Origin of the sequence: Cohaesibacter marisflavi, assembly GCF_963665895.2 — a bacterium.
In the GTDB taxonomy this organism is placed as follows: domain Bacteria; phylum Pseudomonadota; class Alphaproteobacteria; order Rhizobiales; family Cohaesibacteraceae; genus Cohaesibacter; species Cohaesibacter marisflavi.
Genome location: NZ_OY762534.1, coordinates 4,975,082 through 4,995,949, shown reverse-complemented (window position 1 = coordinate 4,995,949; position 20,868 = coordinate 4,975,082). Strand labels below are relative to the sequence as shown.

18 protein-coding genes are annotated in these 20,868 nt (G+C 54.7%); 12 read left to right on the top strand and 6 right to left on the bottom strand.

Going from position 1 to position 20,868, the window contains the following annotated elements; all coding sequences use genetic code 11:
• Window positions 1-20: 20 nt before the first annotated feature.
• On the top strand, window positions 21-1,775 hold the full coding sequence (locus ACKPCT_RS23165) for a tetrathionate reductase family octaheme c-type cytochrome (protein ID WP_319568095.1): 1,755 nt from the start codon (window positions 21-23) through the stop codon (window positions 1,773-1,775).
• A gap of 12 nt (window positions 1,776-1,787) precedes the next feature.
• Window positions 1,788-2,507 carry a cytochrome b/b6 domain-containing protein gene (locus ACKPCT_RS23160; protein ID WP_319568094.1) on the top strand — a complete coding sequence of 240 codons (720 nt, stop codon included), beginning with the start codon at window positions 1,788-1,790 and terminating at the stop codon, window positions 2,505-2,507.
• Between the two features lie 123 nt (window positions 2,508-2,630).
• On the opposite strand, the gene ACKPCT_RS23155 is transcribed toward ACKPCT_RS23160, so the two are convergent.
• The gene (locus ACKPCT_RS23155; protein WP_090073024.1) at window positions 2,631-2,834 is read right to left on the bottom strand and encodes a YgaP family membrane protein; all 204 of its coding nucleotides are present in this window, start codon (window positions 2,832-2,834) and stop codon (window positions 2,631-2,633) included.
• Window positions 2,835-3,090: 256 nt separating this feature from the next.
• On the opposite strand from ACKPCT_RS23155, the gene ACKPCT_RS23150 reads away from it, so the two are divergent.
• The 3 genes from ACKPCT_RS23150 (at window position 3,091) to ACKPCT_RS23140 (ending at window position 7,448) form a co-directional block, all read left to right on the top strand.
• Entirely contained in the window at window positions 3,091-5,625 is a 2,535-nt protein-coding gene (locus ACKPCT_RS23150; protein ID WP_319568093.1) for a marine proteobacterial sortase target protein, read from the top strand.
• A gap of 144 nt (window positions 5,626-5,769) precedes the next feature.
• The gene (locus ACKPCT_RS23145; protein WP_319568092.1) at window positions 5,770-6,330 is read left to right on the top strand and encodes a class GN sortase; all 561 of its coding nucleotides are present in this window, start codon (window positions 5,770-5,772) and stop codon (window positions 6,328-6,330) included.
• A gap of 170 nt (window positions 6,331-6,500) precedes the next feature.
• On the top strand, window positions 6,501-7,448 hold the full coding sequence (locus tag ACKPCT_RS23140; protein ID WP_319568091.1) for a DMT family transporter: 948 nt from the start codon (window positions 6,501-6,503) through the stop codon (window positions 7,446-7,448).
• 109 nt (window positions 7,449-7,557) lie between these two features.
• On the opposite strand, the gene ACKPCT_RS23135 is transcribed toward ACKPCT_RS23140, so the two are convergent.
• Window positions 7,558-8,829: an NAD(P)/FAD-dependent oxidoreductase gene (locus ACKPCT_RS23135; RefSeq protein WP_319568090.1), complete on the bottom strand. Its 1,272-nt coding sequence runs from the start codon at window positions 8,827-8,829 to the stop codon at window positions 7,558-7,560.
• Window positions 8,830-9,064: 235 nt separating this feature from the next.
• Between ACKPCT_RS23135 and uvrB the strand changes: the two genes are divergently transcribed.
• Complete coding sequence (uvrB, locus tag ACKPCT_RS23130) at window positions 9,065-11,755, top strand: excinuclease ABC subunit UvrB (RefSeq protein WP_090073034.1); 2,691 nt, start codon at window positions 9,065-9,067, stop codon at window positions 11,753-11,755.
• Window positions 11,756-11,852: 97 nt separating this feature from the next.
• Here the strand turns inward: uvrB and ACKPCT_RS23125 are convergent, their stop codons facing one another.
• Window positions 11,853-13,181: an anaerobic C4-dicarboxylate transporter gene (locus tag ACKPCT_RS23125; RefSeq protein ID WP_319568089.1), complete on the bottom strand. Its 1,329-nt coding sequence runs from the start codon at window positions 13,179-13,181 to the stop codon at window positions 11,853-11,855.
• 422 nt (window positions 13,182-13,603) lie between these two features.
• Between ACKPCT_RS23125 and ACKPCT_RS23120 the strand changes: the two genes are divergently transcribed.
• Window positions 13,604-13,972 carry a septal ring lytic transglycosylase RlpA family protein gene (locus ACKPCT_RS23120; RefSeq protein WP_407062723.1) on the top strand — a complete coding sequence of 123 codons (369 nt, stop codon included), beginning with the start codon at window positions 13,604-13,606 and terminating at the stop codon, window positions 13,970-13,972.
• 77 nt (window positions 13,973-14,049) lie between these two features.
• Here the strand turns inward: ACKPCT_RS23120 and ACKPCT_RS23115 are convergent, their stop codons facing one another.
• The 3 genes from ACKPCT_RS23115 to ACKPCT_RS23105 all read right to left on the bottom strand — a co-directional run bounded on the left by ACKPCT_RS23115 (window position 14,050) and on the right by ACKPCT_RS23105 (window position 16,126).
• Window positions 14,050-15,054 carry a DUF1402 family protein gene (locus ACKPCT_RS23115; RefSeq protein ID WP_407062726.1) on the bottom strand — a complete coding sequence of 335 codons (1,005 nt, stop codon included), beginning with the start codon at window positions 15,052-15,054 and terminating at the stop codon, window positions 14,050-14,052.
• 136 nt (window positions 15,055-15,190) lie between these two features.
• The gene (locus ACKPCT_RS23110) at window positions 15,191-15,430 is read right to left on the bottom strand and encodes a DUF2164 domain-containing protein (protein ID WP_090073038.1); all 240 of its coding nucleotides are present in this window, start codon (window positions 15,428-15,430) and stop codon (window positions 15,191-15,193) included.
• A 60-nt stretch (window positions 15,431-15,490) separates the two neighbouring features.
• The gene (locus ACKPCT_RS23105) at window positions 15,491-16,126 is read right to left on the bottom strand and encodes an MBL fold metallo-hydrolase (RefSeq protein WP_090073040.1); all 636 of its coding nucleotides are present in this window, start codon (window positions 16,124-16,126) and stop codon (window positions 15,491-15,493) included.
• A gap of 260 nt (window positions 16,127-16,386) precedes the next feature.
• On the opposite strand from ACKPCT_RS23105, the gene ACKPCT_RS23100 reads away from it, so the two are divergent.
• The 5 genes from ACKPCT_RS23100 (at window position 16,387) to ACKPCT_RS23080 (ending at window position 20,848) form a co-directional block, all read left to right on the top strand.
• Window positions 16,387-17,082 (top strand): hypothetical protein, encoded by a 696-nt coding sequence (locus ACKPCT_RS23100; protein WP_319568088.1) that lies wholly within the window; start codon window positions 16,387-16,389, stop codon window positions 17,080-17,082.
• Window positions 17,083-17,230: 148 nt separating this feature from the next.
• Window positions 17,231-18,085 (top strand): 23S rRNA (adenine(2030)-N(6))-methyltransferase RlmJ, encoded by an 855-nt coding sequence (locus ACKPCT_RS23095; protein ID WP_319568087.1) that lies wholly within the window; start codon window positions 17,231-17,233, stop codon window positions 18,083-18,085.
• A gap of 69 nt (window positions 18,086-18,154) precedes the next feature.
• A complete protein-coding gene (locus tag ACKPCT_RS23090) occupies window positions 18,155-18,838 on the top strand; it encodes a ribonuclease T2 family protein (RefSeq protein WP_175528063.1) in 684 nt (227 codons plus the stop codon).
• A 262-nt stretch (window positions 18,839-19,100) separates the two neighbouring features.
• Window positions 19,101-19,499 (top strand): hypothetical protein, encoded by a 399-nt coding sequence (locus tag ACKPCT_RS23085; protein WP_319568086.1) that lies wholly within the window; start codon window positions 19,101-19,103, stop codon window positions 19,497-19,499.
• A gap of 434 nt (window positions 19,500-19,933) precedes the next feature.
• Window positions 19,934-20,848 (top strand): calcium/sodium antiporter, encoded by a 915-nt coding sequence (locus ACKPCT_RS23080; protein WP_407652449.1) that lies wholly within the window; start codon window positions 19,934-19,936, stop codon window positions 20,846-20,848.
• Window positions 20,849-20,868: the final 20 nt, after the last annotated feature.

The following is a 20,868-nucleotide window of genomic DNA, read 5'->3' as shown; positions in this document are numbered from 1 at the left end:
GCATTTGTTCGGAGGACCACATGGCGAACTTTGCATATAGGGGCAGACGGCCGCATATCAGAGCCCTGAAGGGTCTTGTTATGGCTGTGTCTGCCCTTTCTTTTGTATCACTGCTATCCCTGTCCAACATCGAAGCCCTTGCGGCATCCGGACAGGAAGCGCTCCCCCATTCCCCCGTTAATGCGGATGCCAAGGCGTCAGTATTGCAACTGTCCGGCAAACCCGCTGGCGGCACGGCAGACCATTCCAAGTTTGAAATTCTGCAACAGGATTTCAAATCCGGCCCAGAGGTCACCAAGGCTTGCCTCTCCTGCCACACGGAAGCAGCCGATCAGGTGCAGCACACTCTGCACTGGAAATGGGAAACCAAGAATGAGGCCACTGGCCAGACCCTCGGCAAGCGCACCGTCATCAACAGCTTTTGCGGCAATGTCGCCTCAAACGAGCCGCGCTGCACATCCTGCCATGCAGGGTATGGCTGGGAGGATATGCGCCAGCCTCCCCCTTCCGACCCCGAAGCAGTCGATTGCCTCGTCTGTCATGCGGATACAGCGCTTTACAAGAAATTCCCCACCAAGGCCGGTCACCCGCTCTATGAACCGACCCCGTGGAACGGCAAGATCGTCCAGCCGCCAAATCTCAGCATGGCAGCTCAGTCGGTCACCAATCCGCAACGTGAGAATTGCGGCTCCTGCCACTATTATGGCGGCGGCGGTGACGGCGTCAAACATGGGGATCTGGACAGTTCCCTGAACCATCCCGATGCTGCCCTTGACGTGCATATGAATGCAGACGGCCTCAACATGGCCTGCACAGCCTGCCATTCAGGCTCCGGCCACCAATGGCCCGGCTCGCGCTACAGCACCGAGGCAAAACCCACTACAATCACCAACGATGGTGAGGAAACCAAGACCGCCAAAATCCGCTCCCTCGATCAGCATGCCGGCCTGATGGAACCGTCCGCCTCCTGCGAGAGCTGCCATTCGGCGCGCCCGCATGATGGGAATGACATCATGGGCATCAAGCTCAATGATCATACCGACACGGTCGCCTGTCAGACCTGCCATGTGCCCGAATTCGCTCGAGGGGGTGTTGCCACCAAAACCCTTTGGGACTGGTCAACGGCTGGCAAGTTGAAGGATGGCAAGCCCTACAAGGTCATGGATGAGCATGGCCATCCCAGCTACATGTCCGAGAAGGGCGATTTTGAATATGCCGAGAATGTCCAGCCATTCTATTCATGGTTCAATGGCGAGACGACATGGACCCTGCTCGACGACACAATCGACCCGACCAAGGTTGTCGAGATCAACGCCCTTGGCGGATCAGCCACCGATGGCAAATCCCGCATCTGGCCATTCAAACGCATGCATTCGCGTCAGCCATATGACAAGGCAAACAATCAGCTGGTCTATAACCATGTCTTCGGCAAGGACGACACGGCTCTCTGGACCAATTTCGACTGGGACAAATCGGTGCCTGCTGCCATGGAGTTCATCGGCAAGGACTTCTCCGGCGAGTTGGGCTTTGTCGATACCTACATGTATTGGCCGATCACCCATATGGTCGCCCCCAAAGAACAGGCTGTGCGCTGTACAGAATGCCACGCCAAGGAAGGACGGCTCGACGGCATCACCGGAATCTACATGCCGGGACGTGACAATTTCAAATGGCTCGACTGGATTGGTTATGCCGCCTTCGGGCTGACTTTGCTGGGCGTTCTGATCCACGCCTTGCTGCGCATCATCTTTCGCAATCGCAAGACACAGGCTTGAGGAGACATTATCATGACAGACATACCGTCTTCTGCCCAATCAGAAGAATTGGCCAACAAGCCCGACGTCAAAAAGCGGGCCGTGAAAATCTATACGCGCTATGAGCGTTTCTGGCATTGGTCCCAGGCCCTGCTGATCTTCATTCTGGCCTTTTCGGGCTTCAATCTGCACGGCTCACTCACGCTGGTACCTTTTCCGCTGGCGGTCATGGTCCACACCTATGCAGCCATTTTGTTGCTGCTCTTGTGGCTCTTCACCACCTTCTGGAACTTCACCACAGGGCAGTGGCGCCACTATCTGCCGCAGAACAAGGGACTGTTCGCGGTGATCAAATTCTATGCCTATGGCATCATCACCGGCGCACCGCACCCCTACTCGAAGAGCCTTAATCGCAAGCAGAATGCCCTGCAGTCTTTGGCCTACCTGACCTTCATGGTCATCATCGGCCCGGCCCTGTGGCTCTCGGGCATTGCCTATCTGCTCTACGGCCTTTGGGAAAACATCCAGAATGGCCAACAGATCTTCACTCTGGTGGCCTTTGTGCATACGGCAGCAGCCTTCGCGATGATCACCTTTGTCGTCATCCATGTTTATATGACGACCACAGGCAAAACGGTGTTCCACTATATCAAGACCATGATCACCGGCTACGAGAAGATCGAACTGACACCCGCGGAAGAAGCCTATCTGGAAGAGCAGCAGCCGGGCATGCTGAAAAAAGACACCAAATAGCCAAAGCAAAAGCAAAATCCAAAGGCAAAATCACCAAAGATATAAAGAAGCCGCAGCGAATGCCGCGGCTTTTTCTTTGGAGCGAGGTATCAAGGCATCAGGCGATGCCTCGTCCTTGTTGCATCATTCAAAGGCGGTGCCGGGCTTGACGCCGATTTTCTTCAAAATCATGGCGGCCGGACAAAAGCCGGTGAAAGCAGACTGCATCATGTTGGCGCCAACAAAGACCGTCAGCCAGATAAACAGCGGATGAACATAGACCGTCAGAACGACGGACAGCAGGACCATGAAGCCTGCAAATGCGAGAATGGAACGATCGAGCGACATTTTAGAACTCCATTAAATTAGAACTTGCGAATATACATAACAAACAACATCCTTAAGGTAAAGAGGAAAGATCAGGGATGCTGCTGAGGCAAGCTGTCGCGCCCATTCGAAAGTCTCATAGCCATCACATACAATTGTACCAAGCGCCCCGAAATTGTCACAATATTGATCCCTTTGCGCCCTCTTTCCCGCAAATCCGGGCCGTAATCCCGTGAGACAGTATCATTGGACCAACCCTGCCACGGGATTTAAAACAATGACATTGCCTGACACCAACGCAAATGACCGGCCCCATAATCGGATAAGAAAACGCCACGCAATCGAGCTAAGCACCTATTCCGAACGCAAGAGCCCCATTTCAAGAATTTTCAAACTCTGGATCGCAGCCTATGCGCTCGCGATCTGTGCTGCCATCGCTATCGCCACTGGCACGCCAGCCCATTCGGCCCCTTCACAAATGCCTGTTGCACAGGACACCCCCACGGCGCAGCCACTGCTGATCACGCCCGATGACATGCAATCGGGAGGCTTGTTGTTCAAGGCCAAGGAAGCGGGCAAATATATCGAGGCGCCGAAGGTGGCGACCGACATCAAGATCGACGTCACCGGACCGATCGCCCGCGCTGTGGTTACGCAGAAATTCCTCAACCCGAGCGACGCCTGGGTCGAGGGCATCTATGTTTTCCCCCTGCCAGACTCCGCCGCCGCGGATGAACTGCGAATGAAAATCGGTGAGCGCATGATCGAAGGCCAGATCAAGCCCAAAGAAGAAGCCCGCCAGATTTACGAAACCGCCAAACAGCAAGGCAAGAAGGCCAGCCTGCTGGAGCAGCATCGCCCCAATCTCTTCACCAACGCCGTCGCCAATATAGGTCCGAGGGATTCCATTACCATCCAGATCGAGTATCAGCAGAGCATTCCGCGCAAGGATGAAGAATTCTCTCTACGTGTGCCGCTGGTCGTCGCGCCGCGTTACAATCCCCTCAACAAGCCCCTCAAGCCCCTCAAGCCCGTCATTGATCTCAAGCCCAACCAGTCCGACAATGCGAGCGGCTGGGGTACGACAGATCCGGTTCCTGATCGCGAGGCGATCACCGCCCCCGTGCTGGACCCGAAAACAGAGGGCAAGAGCAATCCTGTTACACTCAGCATCAAGCTGAAGGCCGGTTTCCCTCTCGATAATGTCGTCAGCCACTATCATGATGTGGTGGTAAAGCCCGAAGGCAGCGACACCATGACCCTCTCGCTAAAGGGTGAAGCCGTACCAGCCGACAAGGACTTCCTGCTCACATGGAGTGGCAAGCCAAGTGAAACGCCCAATCTTGGCCTCTTTACCCAGACCCTCACAGACGCCCCCAACGAGCGCCAGACCGGCGATGGTCAAAGCAAAGACGCCAGAGATGAGAATGAGGAAGAGGAAAGTCTGCTCGAAAACGAAGCAGAACAGTATCTGCTCGCCTATATCACTCCACCTTACAAACTGGCGACCGAGCTTAAGGTACCCCCACGCGAAGTGATTTTCGTCATCGACCAATCTGGCTCCATGGATGGCCCCTCCATCCGGCAGGCACGCGAGAGCCTGATCGAAGCGCTGGGCCAGCTCAAGCCGGAAGACACCTTCCAGATCATCCGTTTCAACAATGACATGGCGCAGCTCTTCCCTTCGCCCCAACCGGCAGATAAAGAGCATATTGCCACCGCGCGCTATTGGGTGGCAGCAATTGAAGCAAACGGCGGCACGGAAATGTTGCCCGCCATGCAGGCCGCCCTAAAGGATCAAAATCCCGATTCACCGACCCTGCGTCAGGTTATTTTCCTCACCGACGGTGCCATCGGCAACGAGCGCCAGCTGTTTGAAACCGTCAAATCCGGCATGGGCCGCTCTCGCATCTTCACGGTCGGCATCGGATCTGCCCCGAACAGCTTCTTCATGTCCCGCGCAGCAGAAGTCGGACGCGGCACCTTCACCCAGATCGGCAATATCACCGAAGTGAAGAGCAAGATGGCAGAGCTTTTCACCCAGCTCACCACGCCAGTCGCCACCGACCTCAGCATCACCTTTGCTAACGGCAAGGATATCGAGGCCTCTCCGAGTGCGTTGCCAGATCTCTATAAGGGAGAGCCGGTTGTGGTTGCCTTCAAGGGCAAAGATCTGGGTCAGGAACTGACCCTTACAGGCCGTTTTGACAACCAGCCATGGTCTATGACTGTCGACATCACCAAGGCTTCCCCATCCGATGCAATCGACAAATTGTGGGCCCGAGGCAAGATCCGCCAGTTGGAGAATGAACGCCTGCTTGCGACAGATCCGGCGTCTTTCGACAAGGGGATCGAAGCCCTCGGACTCACACATCATCTGGTCACGCGCCTGACGAGCCTCGTCGCCGTCGACGTCACCCCATCACGCCCGCAAAATCAGACATTGGACAGCAAGAAGGTTCCACTGAATCTCCCCGATGGCTGGAACATGGAAAGCGTGTTTGGTGAGAGTGCTCCGATGATGGACACCGGCATTGATGCTGCCATTGCCCCGGCACCTCAGGCAGGCAACCGCACGGCCGGTCTGATGACGCTTGCTCCCGCCGCCATGAAGGCCATGAAAGTGGCTTCAGCCCCCCAGAGCGGCCCCGCTCAGGTTGCCCTTGCCCCGACCGGCGGCAACCAGATTCTTCTCCCCAAGACCGCAACGCGGTCGGATCTTCTCATCCTCCTGGGTATCGCCCTGCTGACCCTGGCCGGTGTCCTGATGGCATGGATACAATGGCGGAAGATCCGACCGGAGTTGCGCTAGGTCTGTCCTTAGAGTAGCAGCCTGCGCGTGGGCTTCGGTCCACGCGCCTTTTTCTCACATTCTCAAAAAAACGCACACACCAAGGACAGTATGGAAAAACCAGCCCCCAGCCCCACGCAGTTTAAAATAGGCGCAGTCAGCGCCATGGCTCTTGGACTGCTGGGGCTGGGGTTACTCATTTGGGGAAGCTGGATCCCCGTCAAGGCCGAACTCGCTCAATATCTGCTGGAGAGGGCGTGGCAGCAGAGCAAGAGCGATGGCGCGCCCCACAAGGCATGGCCATGGGCAGACAGCTGGCCAGTTGCCAAACTGACCATCCCGGACCTTGATTTTGAAGCGATCATTCTCAAGGAATCCGGCGGCGAAGGCCTCGCCTTCGGTCCAATTCTGCTAGATCAGTCCGCCCCGCTGGGCCAACGGGGAACGAGCGTCATTTCGGCGCACAGAGATACCCATTTCAAGGCTCTTGCCAATTTGCAAGTTGGCATGCAGGTGTCGCTGGAGCCAATGCACGGCCCGACTTTGCATTACACCATCGATGCCAGCCGCATCGCCCGCTGGGATCGATCCGGCCTTGTCAGGAATACGCTGAGTTCTTCACTCGTCCTCTCTTCCTGCTGGCCATTTGATGGCCTTACCAGCGGCCCCTTGCGCTTCATCGCCGAGGCCACGCCAGACCGTAAAACAGCTCAGTTGATCCGCTAAAACGCAGCAGTTTGAACGGGCGGCAGCATGCCAAGCCAATCCATCAAAATTCTTGCTTGATTGATGAATAGAATTCGGTTGCAGTGGTGAGACTCTTGCCTTAGAAATCGGTCATTCTTGCTGGCGCCACGCCCGCATTTCCCCCTCCTCACACTGGAAAGCTGCAATCAATGCCAAGAATGACCGCCAACCTGTTGTTGCTGACCGCTGCCATCGTTTGGGGTGCGGCCTTTGTCGCCCAGTCCACTGCGATGGAGTCCATCGGTCCGATGAACTTCACAGGCGTGCGCTTCCTTCTTGCGACCTTGGCTGTAGCACCCTTTGCCTATTTCGAACGGCGTAGGGTGAGCAATCCGATCCCTCTGCCGGTGATCGGCAAGGGCATTCTGGTGGGCGTTGTATTCTTTTCTGGCATGGCGTTCCAGCAATTCGGCTTTGCCACGACATCGGTCACCAACGCAGGCTTTCTCACAGCTCTCTATGTTCCCCTGACACCGGTCATCGGTGTTCTGATTTTCCGCAGTTGGCCAACCCCGATCATCTGGCCGATTGTAGCCATCTCTGTGCTTGGTGCCTATCTGCTGGCAGGCAGTCTGGAAACCATGAAAGAGGGCGATATCCTGATGCTGTTCAGCGCTCTGTCATGGGCGTTGCAGATCATCTTCGTGGGACGCATGGTCAGCAAATATGGCAACCCGTTGGCTTTTGCCTTCCTGCAGTTTGCCACCGCTGGCGTACTCGGCTTCCTTGGTGGATTGCCTTTTGAAACGATGGACCTGTCCAGCCTTCAGGGCGCCTGGTTCCAGATCATCTATACCGGCGTTTTTTCCGGTGCCCTTGCTTTCGGTCTGCAAGCCATCGGGCAGCGCTACACGCCGCCTGCGGACGCCGCAATCATCCTGTCCGGCGAAAGCGTGTTTGCAGCCATCTTTGGTGCTCTGTTGTTGAGCGAACGCCTGACGTCAACCCAGTATCTGGGCTGCTTCCTGATCTTCTCCTGCATTCTGCTGGTCGAGCTTTTGCCACAGATTCAGAAGCGCCTGCGTCGCGCCAAAAAGACAACCGAAGCCACAGAAGCCACAGAAGCCACAGAAGCTTCGGCAGACATTCCAGCCTGACGCAAATCGCTCAATCAAAGCAAACAAGAGACAGACAACAAAAAGACCGCTGCTCAAAAGAACAGCGGCCAAGGGTGCCTTCCACACGGGAAACCAGGAAGTTGGTTACTCAGTTCTTGATCTTGGCGATATCCAGCAGACTCAAAACGGCCTTTTCATAATATGGCTCGGTCTCGCCCTTACGGATCTTGCGCAGGAAATATTTCTCAAAAGCGATCTTGGCCAGATGCACCCATTTACCCTGCCCTGAATAGTTGGTGTTGCGCGGCGGAATCTGCGGCATGGCCACAAAGGCCAGCCCTGAATCGCCAAAGTCGGCAAGACAGATCGCGTTCCAAGTCGCTTCATGGGTCGGATCTTTACCCGCCAGAATTTCACCCAAATTCTTGGCCGATGCAGTGACCATGGATTCGATCATGTAACCCGTCTTCGGCACACCCACCGGCACTGGGGTCGCCTCATAAGGCGGAATGGCGATGCAAACGCCGATGCCGAAAATATTGGGATATTTCGGATTGCGCTGATGTTTGTCGACAATGACAAAGCCGCGCGGATTGACCAGCCCTTCGATACCTCGCAGCGCTGGAATACCGCGGAAAGCTGGCAGCATCATGGAATGCTTGAAGGGCAACTCATGCTTTTTCTTCTCGTTCCCGTCAGCGTCAACCTCGGTGACATACATCATGCCTTCTTCGATCTTGTCGACCTTGGCATTGGTGATCCATTTCACGGTCCGGTCGCGCATGGCCGATTCCAGCATGCCCTTGGTGTCACCCACGCCGCCAAGGCCCAGGTGGCCCACATAAGGCTCCGAGGTCACAAAAGTCATGGGCACCTTGTCACGGATTTTGCGCTTGCGCAGATCGGTGTCGAAAATCATGGCTGTTTCATAGGCGGGGCCATAGCAGGATGCCCCCTGCACGGCACCCACCACAATCGGGCCAGGATCAGCACAGAAGGCTTCCCATTTCTCATGCCCTGCGGTCGCGTGGTCAACATCGCAAACAGAAATGGTGTTGCCCTCTGGGCCCAAGCCCTCGATCTCGTCAAAGGCAAGCTCAGGACCCGTTGCGATCACCAGATAATCATAGGAAACCGATGAGCCATCTTCCAGACCGACAGTGTTATTCTCAGGATCAAGGCTCGTGGCGGCGGAGCAGATGAAGTCCACCTTATTCTTTGGCAAAACCGTTGCCAGATCGAGTGTGATGTCCTTCTTCTTGCGCCATCCCACGGCGACCCATGGATTGGATGGTGTGAACTGGAAAAACGGCTTGTTTGAAATCACGGTCACCTTACCAGCCTTTGACAGTTGCTGGCGGATCTCATAAGCTGCTGAAAGGCCGCCCAGGCCTCCTCCCAAAACCACTACATGCGTCATATTCTCTCCCTTTCAGCACCCTTCCCCCCGGAATGAGGCGCTCCTCGCAATCAATTGCATCCCTTTTATTTTAGTTATTTCGAATATTAGGACTATTTAATACAAAGAGAAATAATCAATTCGGCTGATGTGCTTTGGAGGGACAAAAGGGCCATCGGAAAAATTTTGCCAAGCCCCCTTCATATTCTCGCTTTGTTCCCTTACATTGTGCTTAACAGCTCCGAGAGGTAAGCACATGGCGTCCAAGAAACAGGAAGAGGCTGATAAGCAAAGTGGGTTGGGCGAAGCGCCTCAAGCCTCCTTTGAAGGAGCCCCGCTTTCTGACTCGATTGCAGACTGGGCTGACGAAATCGCTCAGGCCGCCAATCTGGATGCCAAGCCCAAACCAGCACCGAAGCCTAAGAGCGCCAGCAAAAAGCCCGCTGCCAAGCGCAGCAAGAAAGCTGACGACCAGAAGGCCTCCGCCCGAGACCGCGCTGCCGGCGGGCTGAATCCGGTTGCCGGTCTAGACATCTCGCTCGAGAAAGCTGAAGAGCTGGAACGTGTCACCAAGGAGCGCAAGAAGGCCCAGAAGAAAAAGGGCAAGAATGACGACCGCTCGGGCGTCACAGAGACCGTGCGCGCGCTGGAATCCCTCATCGAGCATGGCCGACCGGAATTCATGGATTCTGAACCATGGCGCCCTCACCGTCCGGATCGTCCGGAAAAATCGGAAGGCGGCGTTTCCTTCGAGTTGAAAACCGAATATGAACCGGCGGGCGACCAGCCAACTGCAATTGCCGATCTGCTGGAAGGCATCGGTGATGGCGAAGCAACGCAGGTTTTGCTCGGCGTTACCGGTTCGGGCAAGACCTTCACCATGGCGCAGGTGATCGCCCAGACCAACCGCCCTGCTCTGATCCTTGCGCCTAACAAGACCCTTGCAGCCCAGCTCTATGGAGAGTTCAAGAGCTTCTTCCCCAACAACGCGGTGGAATATTTCGTTTCCTACTACGATTATTACCAGCCGGAAGCCTATGTGCCGCGCACCGACACCTTCATCGAGAAAGAAAGCACGGTCAACGAACAGATCGACCGTATGCGCCACTCAGCGACCCGCGCCGTGCTCGAGCGCGACGACGTGATCATCATCGCCTCGGTCTCCTGTATCTACGGTATCGGCTCGGTGGAAACCTACACCGAAATGAGCTTCAAGATCGAGACCGGCGACGAGATCGACCAGAGCCAGCTGATGGCCGATCTGGTGGCGCTGCAATATAAGCGCAACGACATGGATTTCCATCGCGGCTCATTCCGGGTGAATGGCGATGTGGTCGAGATTTTCCCGGCCCACTATGAAGACCGTGCCTGGCGCATTTCCTTCTTCGGTGACGAGGTTGAGGAAATCAAGGAATTCGACCCGCTGACCGGTCAGAAAATGGGCGAGCTTGAGATGATCAAGCTCTACGCCAACTCGCACTATGTGACCCCGCGCCCGACGCTTAATCAGGCGATCAAGAGCATCAAAAAGGAGCTCAACGAGCGCCTTGCCGAGCTGGAAGCCCATGGCCGCCTACTAGAAGCCCAGCGTCTTGAGCAGCGCACCCGCTTTGATCTGGAAATGATGGAAGCAACCGGCGCCTGTCAGGGCATCGAGAACTATTCACGCTATCTCACAGGCCGCCTGCCCGGAGAGCCACCGCCAACCCTGTTTGAATATCTGCCCGACAACGCGCTCATCTTTGTCGATGAGAGCCACGTGACCATCGGCCAGCTCGGCGCCATGTATCGCGGCGACTTCCGCCGCAAGGCAACGCTGGCCGAATATGGCTTCCGCCTGCCAAGCTGCATGGACAACCGTCCCTTGCGCTTTGAGGAATGGGACGCCATGCGTCCACAGACTGTGGCGGTTTCCGCAACGCCGGGCAACTGGGAAATGGAAGAAGCCGGTGGCGTCTTTGCCGAACAGGTCATTCGCCCCACCGGCCTGACCGATCCGATCATCGAAATCCGCCCCGCAAAGACGCAGGTTGACGATCTGCTCGGCGAGGTCAAGGAAAAGGCGGCGCAGGGCTACCGAACGTTGGTGACGACCCTCACAAAGCGCATGGCTGAGGATCTTACCGAATATCTGCATGAGCAGGGCGTGCGCGTGCGCTACATGCATTCCGACGTCGACACCATCGAGCGCATCGAAATCATTCGCGATTTGCGCCTTGGGGCCTTCGACGTGCTCGTGGGCATCAACCTGCTGCGCGAGGGTCTCGACATTCCCGAATGTGCCCTAGTCGCTATTCTGGACGCCGACAAGGAAGGCTTCCTCAGATCGGAAACCTCGCTCATCCAGACCATCGGCCGTGCCGCTCGTAACGCCGACGGCAAAGTCATTCTCTATGCGGACAAGATGACCGGGTCCATGGACCGCGCCATCTCCGAGACCAATCGCCGTCGTGAAAAGCAGCTTGCCTACAACGAAGAGCATGGCATCACGCCGCAGACGGTCAAGAAGAATATCGGCGACATTCTCGGATCGGTCTATGAAAGCGATCATGTCACCGTCGACAAAGGCCTGGCCGAAGAAACAGAGGCTGGCATCGGGCACAATCTGGAAGCCCATATCGAGGATCTGGAAAGCCGCATGAAGGACGCCGCTGCCAACCTCGAATTCGAGGAAGCCGCTCGTTTGCGAGACGAAGTCAAGCGCCTGCGCGAAACCGAGCTGGCCATTGCCGATGACCCATTGGCTCGCCAGTCGGCAGTCGACGGGAAGACCGGTGGCTATCGCGGCGAACGCAAATATGGCACCTCGGCGAATATGCCGAAATCAGGCTCCAGCAAAGGAAGCCGTATCCAGCAGCCCGATCTGGACGATATGGGCCCAGGCACAGACATGCCCCGTCCCAAAGGCGCCAGCAAGGCTCCGCGCCCCAAGCGCCCAAAGAGCTGACCCGTAATCGGCAGATAAATAGTCAAAAGAAAAGGCCCCGCTTCACTCTGAAAGCGGGGCCTTTCTCATTCATCGCGTCACCCAAACGAGGTGTCCATCAGCCAATCACAATCTCGGCCAGCAAGAAGCCAACGACCGAACCGGTAACCACGGCAATCAAGCCAACTGCCATGAAGGAGTGGTTGAAGTACCATTTTCCGATCTTCGTTGTACCGGACACATCGAAGTTGACGGTGGCAATGTCGGATGGATAGTTCGGGATGAAGAAATAGCCATAAACTGCAGGCATCAACCCGATCAGCAGCGCAGGCTCCAAGCCTAGCCCCAGACCAACCGGCAACATCATGCGCGCCGTCACGGCCTGAGAGTTCACCACAACAGACACGATGAACAGCGCCAGTGCGAAGGTCCACGGATATTGGGTCACCATATCAACGATACCAGCCTGGAACTGCGGCATGGCATATTTGAAATAGGTGTCCGACATCCAAGCAATACCGAAAATGGCAATCGCGGCAACCATGCCCGACTTGAACACGACCCCGTCAGGCACCGTGCGCGGATGCGTCTTTGTGGCCAACATGATGATACCGCCAAAGCACAGCATCATCATCTGGATGACAACGGACATGCTGATCGGCTTCTCAGCTCCGGCGACAGTTCTCACCTCGGGCACCATGGCGATGAAGACAATCGTCAGAATGGCGAGGACAAACAGAAGCACGGCGTTGCGTGCGGAAGTTGGCAGAGCCTCGTTGAGAGAGGTCGCCGTGGTAGATTTGATCCGTTCCGCCCACGCTGGATCCTGCAGACGTCGCTGATATTCCGGATCTTCATTCAGTTCCTTGCCGCGACGCATGCTATAAAGCGCCATGGCAAGCGTCCCGCACAAGGTGGCTGGAACGGTAACCATCAGAATGGAAAGCAGCGTGATATCAAGATTGATATCTGACAACTGTGCCAGGTAATAGACGACCGCAGCAGAGATCGGCGAGGCTGTAATACCAACCTGAGAAGCAACCGACGCGGCTGCCATGGGGCGTTCCGGGCGGATACCATTTTTCAGAGCTACGTCACCGATAATCGGCATGATGGAATAAACCGCATGGCCCGTGCCCAACATGAAGGTCATGGTGTAGGTTACAAACGGAGCGATCAGCGTAACGCGCTTCGGGTTAGAGCGAAGCATGCGCTCGGCGACCTGCAGCATGTATTTCAAGCCACCGGCGGCTTCCAGGATAGAGGCACAGGTCACCACTGCCAGGATGATCAACATGACGGTGATGGGTGGAGACGTTGGCGGCATCTGAAAGATGAAGACTTCGATGACCAGGCCAATGCCGGACACCACGCCCAGACCGATCCCGCCAAAACGGGAGCCGATATAGAGCATGACCAGCAAAAACAGGAATTCAAGATAAAGCATCTGACGGGGTCCTTTCGGCGGCCAAATCAGGCATAGATTTCGCTGGCGATCCGCTATAAACGACTAACTTGCAACCATGCCAGCGCGTGAGACAAATGAGAATCTCAAGCGATCTCTGCAATTCTCATTTCATGTTTGCGTCGCATTAAGCGGAGATACGAGAATTTTACCAGCCGGTCTTTTACGTACATAGAAAGACTATCCACGATTATCATACGCATCGTCATTTTTTACAAGACATACGCTGAATAATGTAGCAAATCTGCAACAGTTCCGCCTTTTTCTGCTCTCAGGGCGTCCAAATCACGCATCGATTGAAAATGGCCATGTTTCGATCACACTCCCGCCCATAAGACAGATGACAAGGAGCCTCAAACGCGAGACCGACCAAGCGCAACAAACAAAGAGTGAGAAAATCAAGCGTGAACAAGATTGCATCAACCGGCATAGGCCTTATCGCGGCCACCCTGTTCCTTATGGTATTGCAGGATGTAAGCCACGCTGCAGACAAGAGCCACTGCGGGACGGCATCCTGGTATCAATTAACGACGAGAACAGCATCGGGCGAAATGGCCAACCCCACCAAGATGACGGCGGCCCATCGTTCTATTCGGTTTGGCCAGAAAATCGAAGTGACGAATATGCGCAATGGCAAAAAGGTCATTGTTCGGGTCAATGACCGCGGCCCCTTTATCAAGGGGCGCATTTTGGATGTCAGCCGTCAGGCGGCCAAGCGTCTGGGCTTCAAGAATGCCGGTACCACAAAGGTCTGCATCCGGAACGCATCATAAGGCGCCCCAAGTAATGCCACCATGGCTGGCTTCTACTAGATTGTATTTTGAAAAACAGATCCGAGCGAACGAGCAGGCTACTGACGCGCATTCGCCTGCTTGATGCGCTTCTTAGCCCCGCCGGCTTCGTCGACCAGAGCCACCAGCTCTTCTGCCTTGTCGTTGACGAGCCAGCCGTAATAATTCTCTTGGGGCCAGACTGTGCGACCGGATTTCTTCCGTTTCTCGCGCAGTTCACGAGCATGGATATCGGAATCACCGATATTGTAGAGTGTCGCCGTAATTCCAGGATTTTGCGAAATATCGACACCTGCGATGCTGCGGTAATCATCGATGGCCTTGCGGATCATCGCGGCCATAAAGGCCAGAGAAATATCCGGTTTCATGATCGCATTGTAGACCCCGGCAGCATTGTCGGCATCCAGCTTGCGAATACCAGACTTCTGATGCACCAGATCGGAAAGTTTGAGCGCCGTTAGCGGGCTGATCTGCCCCAGGCCGAAGGTCTGGCCAGCATAAATGGGCTGGAAGAACACCTTGCTGAAACGATCTCTCGGGAAGGTCTTCCCGTCCACTTTCTTGCCCTGAAAGTCCTTTTTCCAGACCGCCTGACGGCAGGACCAGAGTGAGTAAGAATCCTTGTGTTCGTCACAGGCTTCGAACTGTGGCCGCTTGAGGAAGGTCTCGATATCTTCGCCATCATAGGCGAATTTCAAATCCATGCCTGAATAGATGGCAGCCTTTGTGTAATAGGTCTGAAGATAGTCGAAAACATTGATATTGTAGGTGTGCTCACCAACAATCGCACCAATCATATGGATCGGATCGATGGAATAGACATCAGCTGCATCCTTGATTTTGGCAAGGAGCTTCTTGTCCTTCTGCAAAAGGGCATGAACCTTGTCGTATTTTTTCTCAAACGACAATTTCTGCGCCTTGGTGCGCAAATGGGATCCATTGGGGATCTTGGGCTGAACCTTCTGGCGGTTTCCCGAGGGCACCACCTGTACAGATTTGGCAAGAGCCTGCTGATCAGACAGCACAAATGCTCCAGCCAGAAATGCAAAACACACAGCCAATATGAATTTCATTTCAATGCCCAACTTTCAATGGAATCAAATCTCACCCGATTGGATTGCAACCTATCAGCAATTCGCCCATTTACGTAGTGCATTTATGCAACAGACAGCCAAGAAGCGACCATAAAACCGCCTGTTTCTACCCTTTTTCAAGACTGTAGAGGTCGTCGTTATAACTATCCATATGCTTTTGCAGCAGCGCTTGCGCATCCAGCAAGCCCTTGTTGTAAAAGATCGGCCCTAGATGGGTTGCAAGATGATCAAGGAAAAATTCGGCTTCAAACCGCCCGAGATCCAGATCGAGTTCATCACGCAGATAGTCTTGAAGGATTCCGACAAGACGCGCCTTGTCTTCCTTCGAAAAAGAAATCTCACTCATCCCTGCCTCCCGGAACGCGAAAGCACGCCCCCAGCTTGGAAGGCGTGCTCCAGAAAAGTCTCAAAGTCCCTTGAGGAATGGGTTATTCACTCGTTCGTCACCAATGGTGGAATGGTTCCCATGTCCGCAGATAAAGGCAACATCATCGCCTAGAGGCAGGATCTTGTCGCGGATGGACGCCAGCAGCGTTTCGTGATTGCCCCCCGGCAGATCCGTACGGCCGATGGAGCCATTGAACAGGACGTCTCCCATGATCGCAAAACGGGCTTCCTCATTGTAGAAAACCACATGCCCCGGCGCGTGCCCCGGACAATGCAGAACGGCAAAAGGCATACCGGCAATATCAACCGTATCCCCTTCCGTGAGCCAACGATCCGGCTCGCATGGCTTGGCCGCAGGCACACCGAACTGCAGAGCCTGATCAGCCACCCGCTCGATCAGTTCCCTGTCAGCCTCATGTGGGCCTTCAACATCGACATCCAGAGCGTCACGCAATTCTGCCGCGCCACCGATATGGTCGATATGCCCATGGGTAATCAGAATGCGCTCGACGGTTATCTTTTCATGGTCGAGCACTTGCAGGATTTTTTCCACGTCCCCACCCGGATCGATGACCACGCCTTTTCCGCTTTCCTCATCCCAGATAATCGTACAATTCTGCTGGAATGATGTTACGGGAATGATTGCAACTTTCATGTGACCAATCCTGTCTGTTCGGGGCCTGTCTCTTCGGGAAAAAATGCTCAAAAACAATTTGAGAGGTGATTGTTTCATGCATAAAGCACTTGGCTGCAAAAGCAACCGTGAATAAGCTGTCCAAAACTGGCAGCAGCATGACTAAACTGGAGTAAAGTGGCAACATCGCGACGAGTTGAACAAATATCAAACAGCAGCAATTGGCCAATCATGGCGAGTCAGTTATTCTTTTGGCGTCACCCTCCTCAGGAGAAAGCGAAATGAGATCCGGACAGAAAATCCTTGTTAAAGCAATCGCTAATGGCATGGGCTTGTGGCTGCAAACGGTTCACGGCTTTTTCCTGCTGGCTTGTCTGGCAAGCCTCCTTTTCGCTGCAACCGTCACAGAAGGCAAGGCGCAAGAGATCCCGCAGCGCATTCTGGATAACCACCGCGCCACCATGGGCTGCTGGCTGGCAGAATTTGATGATGAAGAGCTGGCAGACAAGGCACTGATCATCCGCCTAGGGGTGCAGACATTCTATGGATTGGTCTGTGCCAGCAACCTCTATGGCGATAGCTACCGGCTTTATCAGGTGGAAGATGGCCGGGCGGAATGGGCCAATCTGGTGACCTTCCCGCAACTCGACACGAAATTGGGCTGGTATGCGTCAACCGAGCTTCAAAAACCCACATGGGACGAGAAGAAAAAGCTGCTCCGCTCCGAGTTTCCCAAACAGGGCAGCACCAGCTCCTGCCGCCAATATAGCATCTATTCCTGGCAGAAAGGCCGCTTCTACATCGCCCAGATCGGCCTCTCCGGAGATTGCGAAGAGAAGGATAATGACAAAGATCTGATCATTTATCCCTTCGTTGACGAAGTTGAGCAGGGCGAAGCATCCGGCATCGTAACCCAAGAGGGTGCATCAGAAAAAAGTACGGATGAAAAGGGCAAAGACGCCAAAGAGCAAAAATAACGCACCTTGTCTCCCTTTCTGATGCTCATCAACCAGCCGATAAACCAAAGAGAGTGCAAATTGCGCCCTGCCTGCAAGCATAGTTTGACAGGCGGCCTCTGGTAGGTCATAGCAGCGGAACCCATTATTCAACCCGATTGCCATCCAGATGAACTATCGCCATATCTATCACGCGGGCAATTTTGCCGATTGCCTCAAACATATCATTCTCACGCGCATCCTTGCCTATCTGCAAAAGAAGGATAAAGCCTGCTTTGTGCTCGATACCCATGCAGGCATCGGGGAATATGATATGTCCAGTGAAGAGGCCCAGAAGACGGGCGAATGGCAGGAGGGCATCGCGCGCCTACGAGGAACAGACAAGCGCTTCCCTCCGCTTGTTTCAGAGTGCCTTTCTGACTATCTGCGCATCATTGACGAGCTCAACCCGGATGGGGAGATGGCGCTGTATCCCGGCTCCCCCCGTCTCATCGAACAGATGCTGCGGCCTGTCGACAGGGCCACATTCATCGAAAAGCATCCCCAGGATGCCGAAACGCTGACCATCACCATGGGTCGCAACCGACAGATCCATGTACGCGAAGATGACGGTTGGGTAGCCTTGCGCGCCGACTTGCCGCCTAAAGAGCGCCGCGGCATGGTGCTGGTCGATCCGCCTTTTGAGGAGCCAGACGAATATATCCGCATGGTTGACGCATTTCTCAAGGGCTATCGGCGCTGGTCCACCGGCATCTATTGCCTTTGGTATCCTATCAAGGCACGACGAGACGTGGATGACGCCGCACAAATGCTGGCCGAATCCGGCGTGGACAATATCCTGCGCGCCGAAATGATCATTCATAAGCTCGACACAGCAAAGCGGTTGAATGGGACGGGGCTATTCATCATCAACCCGCCCTACACATTGCATGACGAACTAAAGGCATTGTTGCCCGTGCTTGCCGACATATTCGGACAAACCGCGCATCGCTCAACCCTTGAATGGATTGCGCCACCCAAATAAGACGCCCGTTAGCGCGCCAATCATGGACAGCCCCAAGTCACTCAGGTCACCCATTAGATGAGGCCCATCATGAAACAAAGGTCCGCCCCTTTCCTTCCGCTCATGGCATGCCTCATTTTCTTGGCGGGCTTGGTAAGCTTCGCGGGCTCATCCCGCCCAGCGCTGGCCGATGAGGCCGGTGACTTCGACTATTACATCCTGACCCTTTCGTGGTCTCCCACCTATTGCGCCGATCAGGCAAAGCGCAATCGCGATCAGCTTCAATGCTTCTCCGAGCGGTCCTACGGCTTTGTCATACATGGTCTCTGGCCTCAATATGAGAAAGGCTATCCGGATCGGTGCCCAACCCGCTTTCGCGATCCATCTGACAAGCTGGTCTCCCAAATGCTCAAATTCTCGCCCAGCGAAAGCCTCATCCATCATGAATGGGACAAACACGGCACATGCAGCGGCCTCAATGCGCTCGACTATTTCCGCCTTGCCGTCAAAAGCTTCAAGAAGCTCAATCGACCTGAGCAGTATAAGGATCTGGCCCGCCCTCTCCTGATGACGGCAAGTCAGATCGAGCAAAGCTTTTACAACGCCAACCCAGATCTGCCCAAAGATAGCCTCTTTATTACCTGCGGTCGGCAGAAGCTGCGGGAGGTGCGCGTCTGTCTGGATAAGGCGGGCGAGCCAAGGCGCTGCAGCGCTTCTGCTCTCAAGGGACAATGCCGCTCGAAAGACAAGCTGCGTATTCTGGCGGTGCGCTAACCGGCGCAACTTGGGGACTTTCCCCAATTTCACGTCAATAGTCGCCAGCAATCTGCCTCGAAGCAGACCCCAGTCCCTTTCCAGCTTGACGGATCGGCAGGAAACAGGAACAGTATTTGTGTTAACCAAATATTTGAGCCTGATTTCATGTCCAGGGTCATCATCTGGAGCGTTTGTTCTAGCGACCAAATAAAGTCTGCATTTCACTTTTCAATTACCCGCCGCCATGCGCCGGGCCCCTCAGTCAATAGGAGCTGACAGCATGAAACACCATTTCTTTTCTTTGGCGGGCGCCTTGCTGCTCTCGGCCTTTGCCGGAGCTGCCACTGCTGCTGTTCTGCCAGAGTGTGACAGTTCAAGCATTCTCTCCCGCGTGGACAGCAAACTGGCCATCGCCGAATCCAATGTCATCCAGTCGGGCGATCCGATCATCACTCTGGATCATGTCCGTCACGCCAAAACGCAAGATCTGTCCGAGCCATATTTCCCGCGCCGCTTTTGTCAGGCAACCGGCTATACCCAGCAGGGCAACAAGAAGACTGTCTATTATCTGATTGAAGCCAAAGCCGGGTTTGCTGGTTATAGCTACAATGTGGAAGCGTGCATACTGGGGCGAGATCCATGGCGCATCTATGGAGCCTATTGCCGCTCTCTGCGCTAGGAGCCTCGCGCCCTATATCGAGACTATTGATACACCGGTTCAGCAATGGATCGGTGTATTTTTTTTGCACGAAAAAGAGACGTCGCTCCAACCGCTCACGCAAAGCGCGCACCTGACAGCGAAACAGCTCCGCTCACGAGCCAGTTTTGACTCTTCTACCATTCTTTGCAGACATTCTTGCGCAAGCGTGCTCTTAACCTTATCAGAAACGGGGTGAGTTGCACAAAAACGAATAAAAACAATTCATTACATTCGAAAGACTTTAAAAAACTCTCCAAAAATAATTATACATCAAGCCTTTAAATGTCCCTTGCATCTTCTTATATACTGCGGATAACTACTGCTTTGCAGAAAAAAGAGCTGCCAAATACAAAATAAAAACGGATCCAGTCCAACTCATGATGATGTACCTGTACCTCGTTGGAGGCCTCGTCTTGCTCCTAGTTGCAGGCGACCTACTTGTTCGTGGAGCTATCACGCTCGCAACACGACTCAGCATCCCTCCACTCATCATCGGCCTGACTATCGTTTCATTTGGCACCTCCGCCCCCGAACTGATCATTTCGCTCGACGCAGCCTTTAAAGGCCTTGGCGGCATTTCCATTGGCAATGTCGTTGGCTCCAACATCACGAACATCCTGCTTGTTCTGGGCCTTCCAGCCCTGATCCGCCCGACCCAGTGTTCGGAAAGCGGCACGCGATCCAGCACGGTTTTCATGATTGCGATTTCCGTCGTTTTCTCCGCACTCTGCCTGCAAGGGGTGCTCGATGTGACATCGGGTATCGTATTGCTCTCCCTTTTGATCTTCTTTCTCAGTTGGACCGTCTGGACATCGCGCAAACAGCGTGGCGAGCCCTGCGATCTGGTTGATGACGACCTGCTCGAAGAAGCCCCTTCCAATTTGGGTGTGGCCATTGCCTTCATCATCATCGGTTTGATCGGCTTGCCTCTGGGCGGACATCTTACCATTGAAGGCTCTTCAACCATCGCCCGCACCTGGGGCGTATCAGAAGCGGTTATCGGCCTGACAGTGGTTGCTCTGGGCACGTCACTGCCGGAGTTGGCCACGACGCTTGTCGCCGCGATCCGCAATCAGGGTGCCATGGCCTTTGGTAACGTGATCGGCTCGAACATCTTCAACATTCTGGCGATCATGGGCCTGACCGCGACGATCATTCCTGTGCCTGTTCCCGAACGGGTCATCGGTCAGGATCTGCTCTTCATGCTCGCGACGGCGATGCTCATGCTGCTCTTCACCGTCTTCAAGATGGAGCTGACCAGAGCACGGGGCATTCTCATGGTTCTGCTCTATGTTGCCTATGTGACGCTTGCCTTTGTTGTCAACTGACAACGCTTGCACGAAGCGTC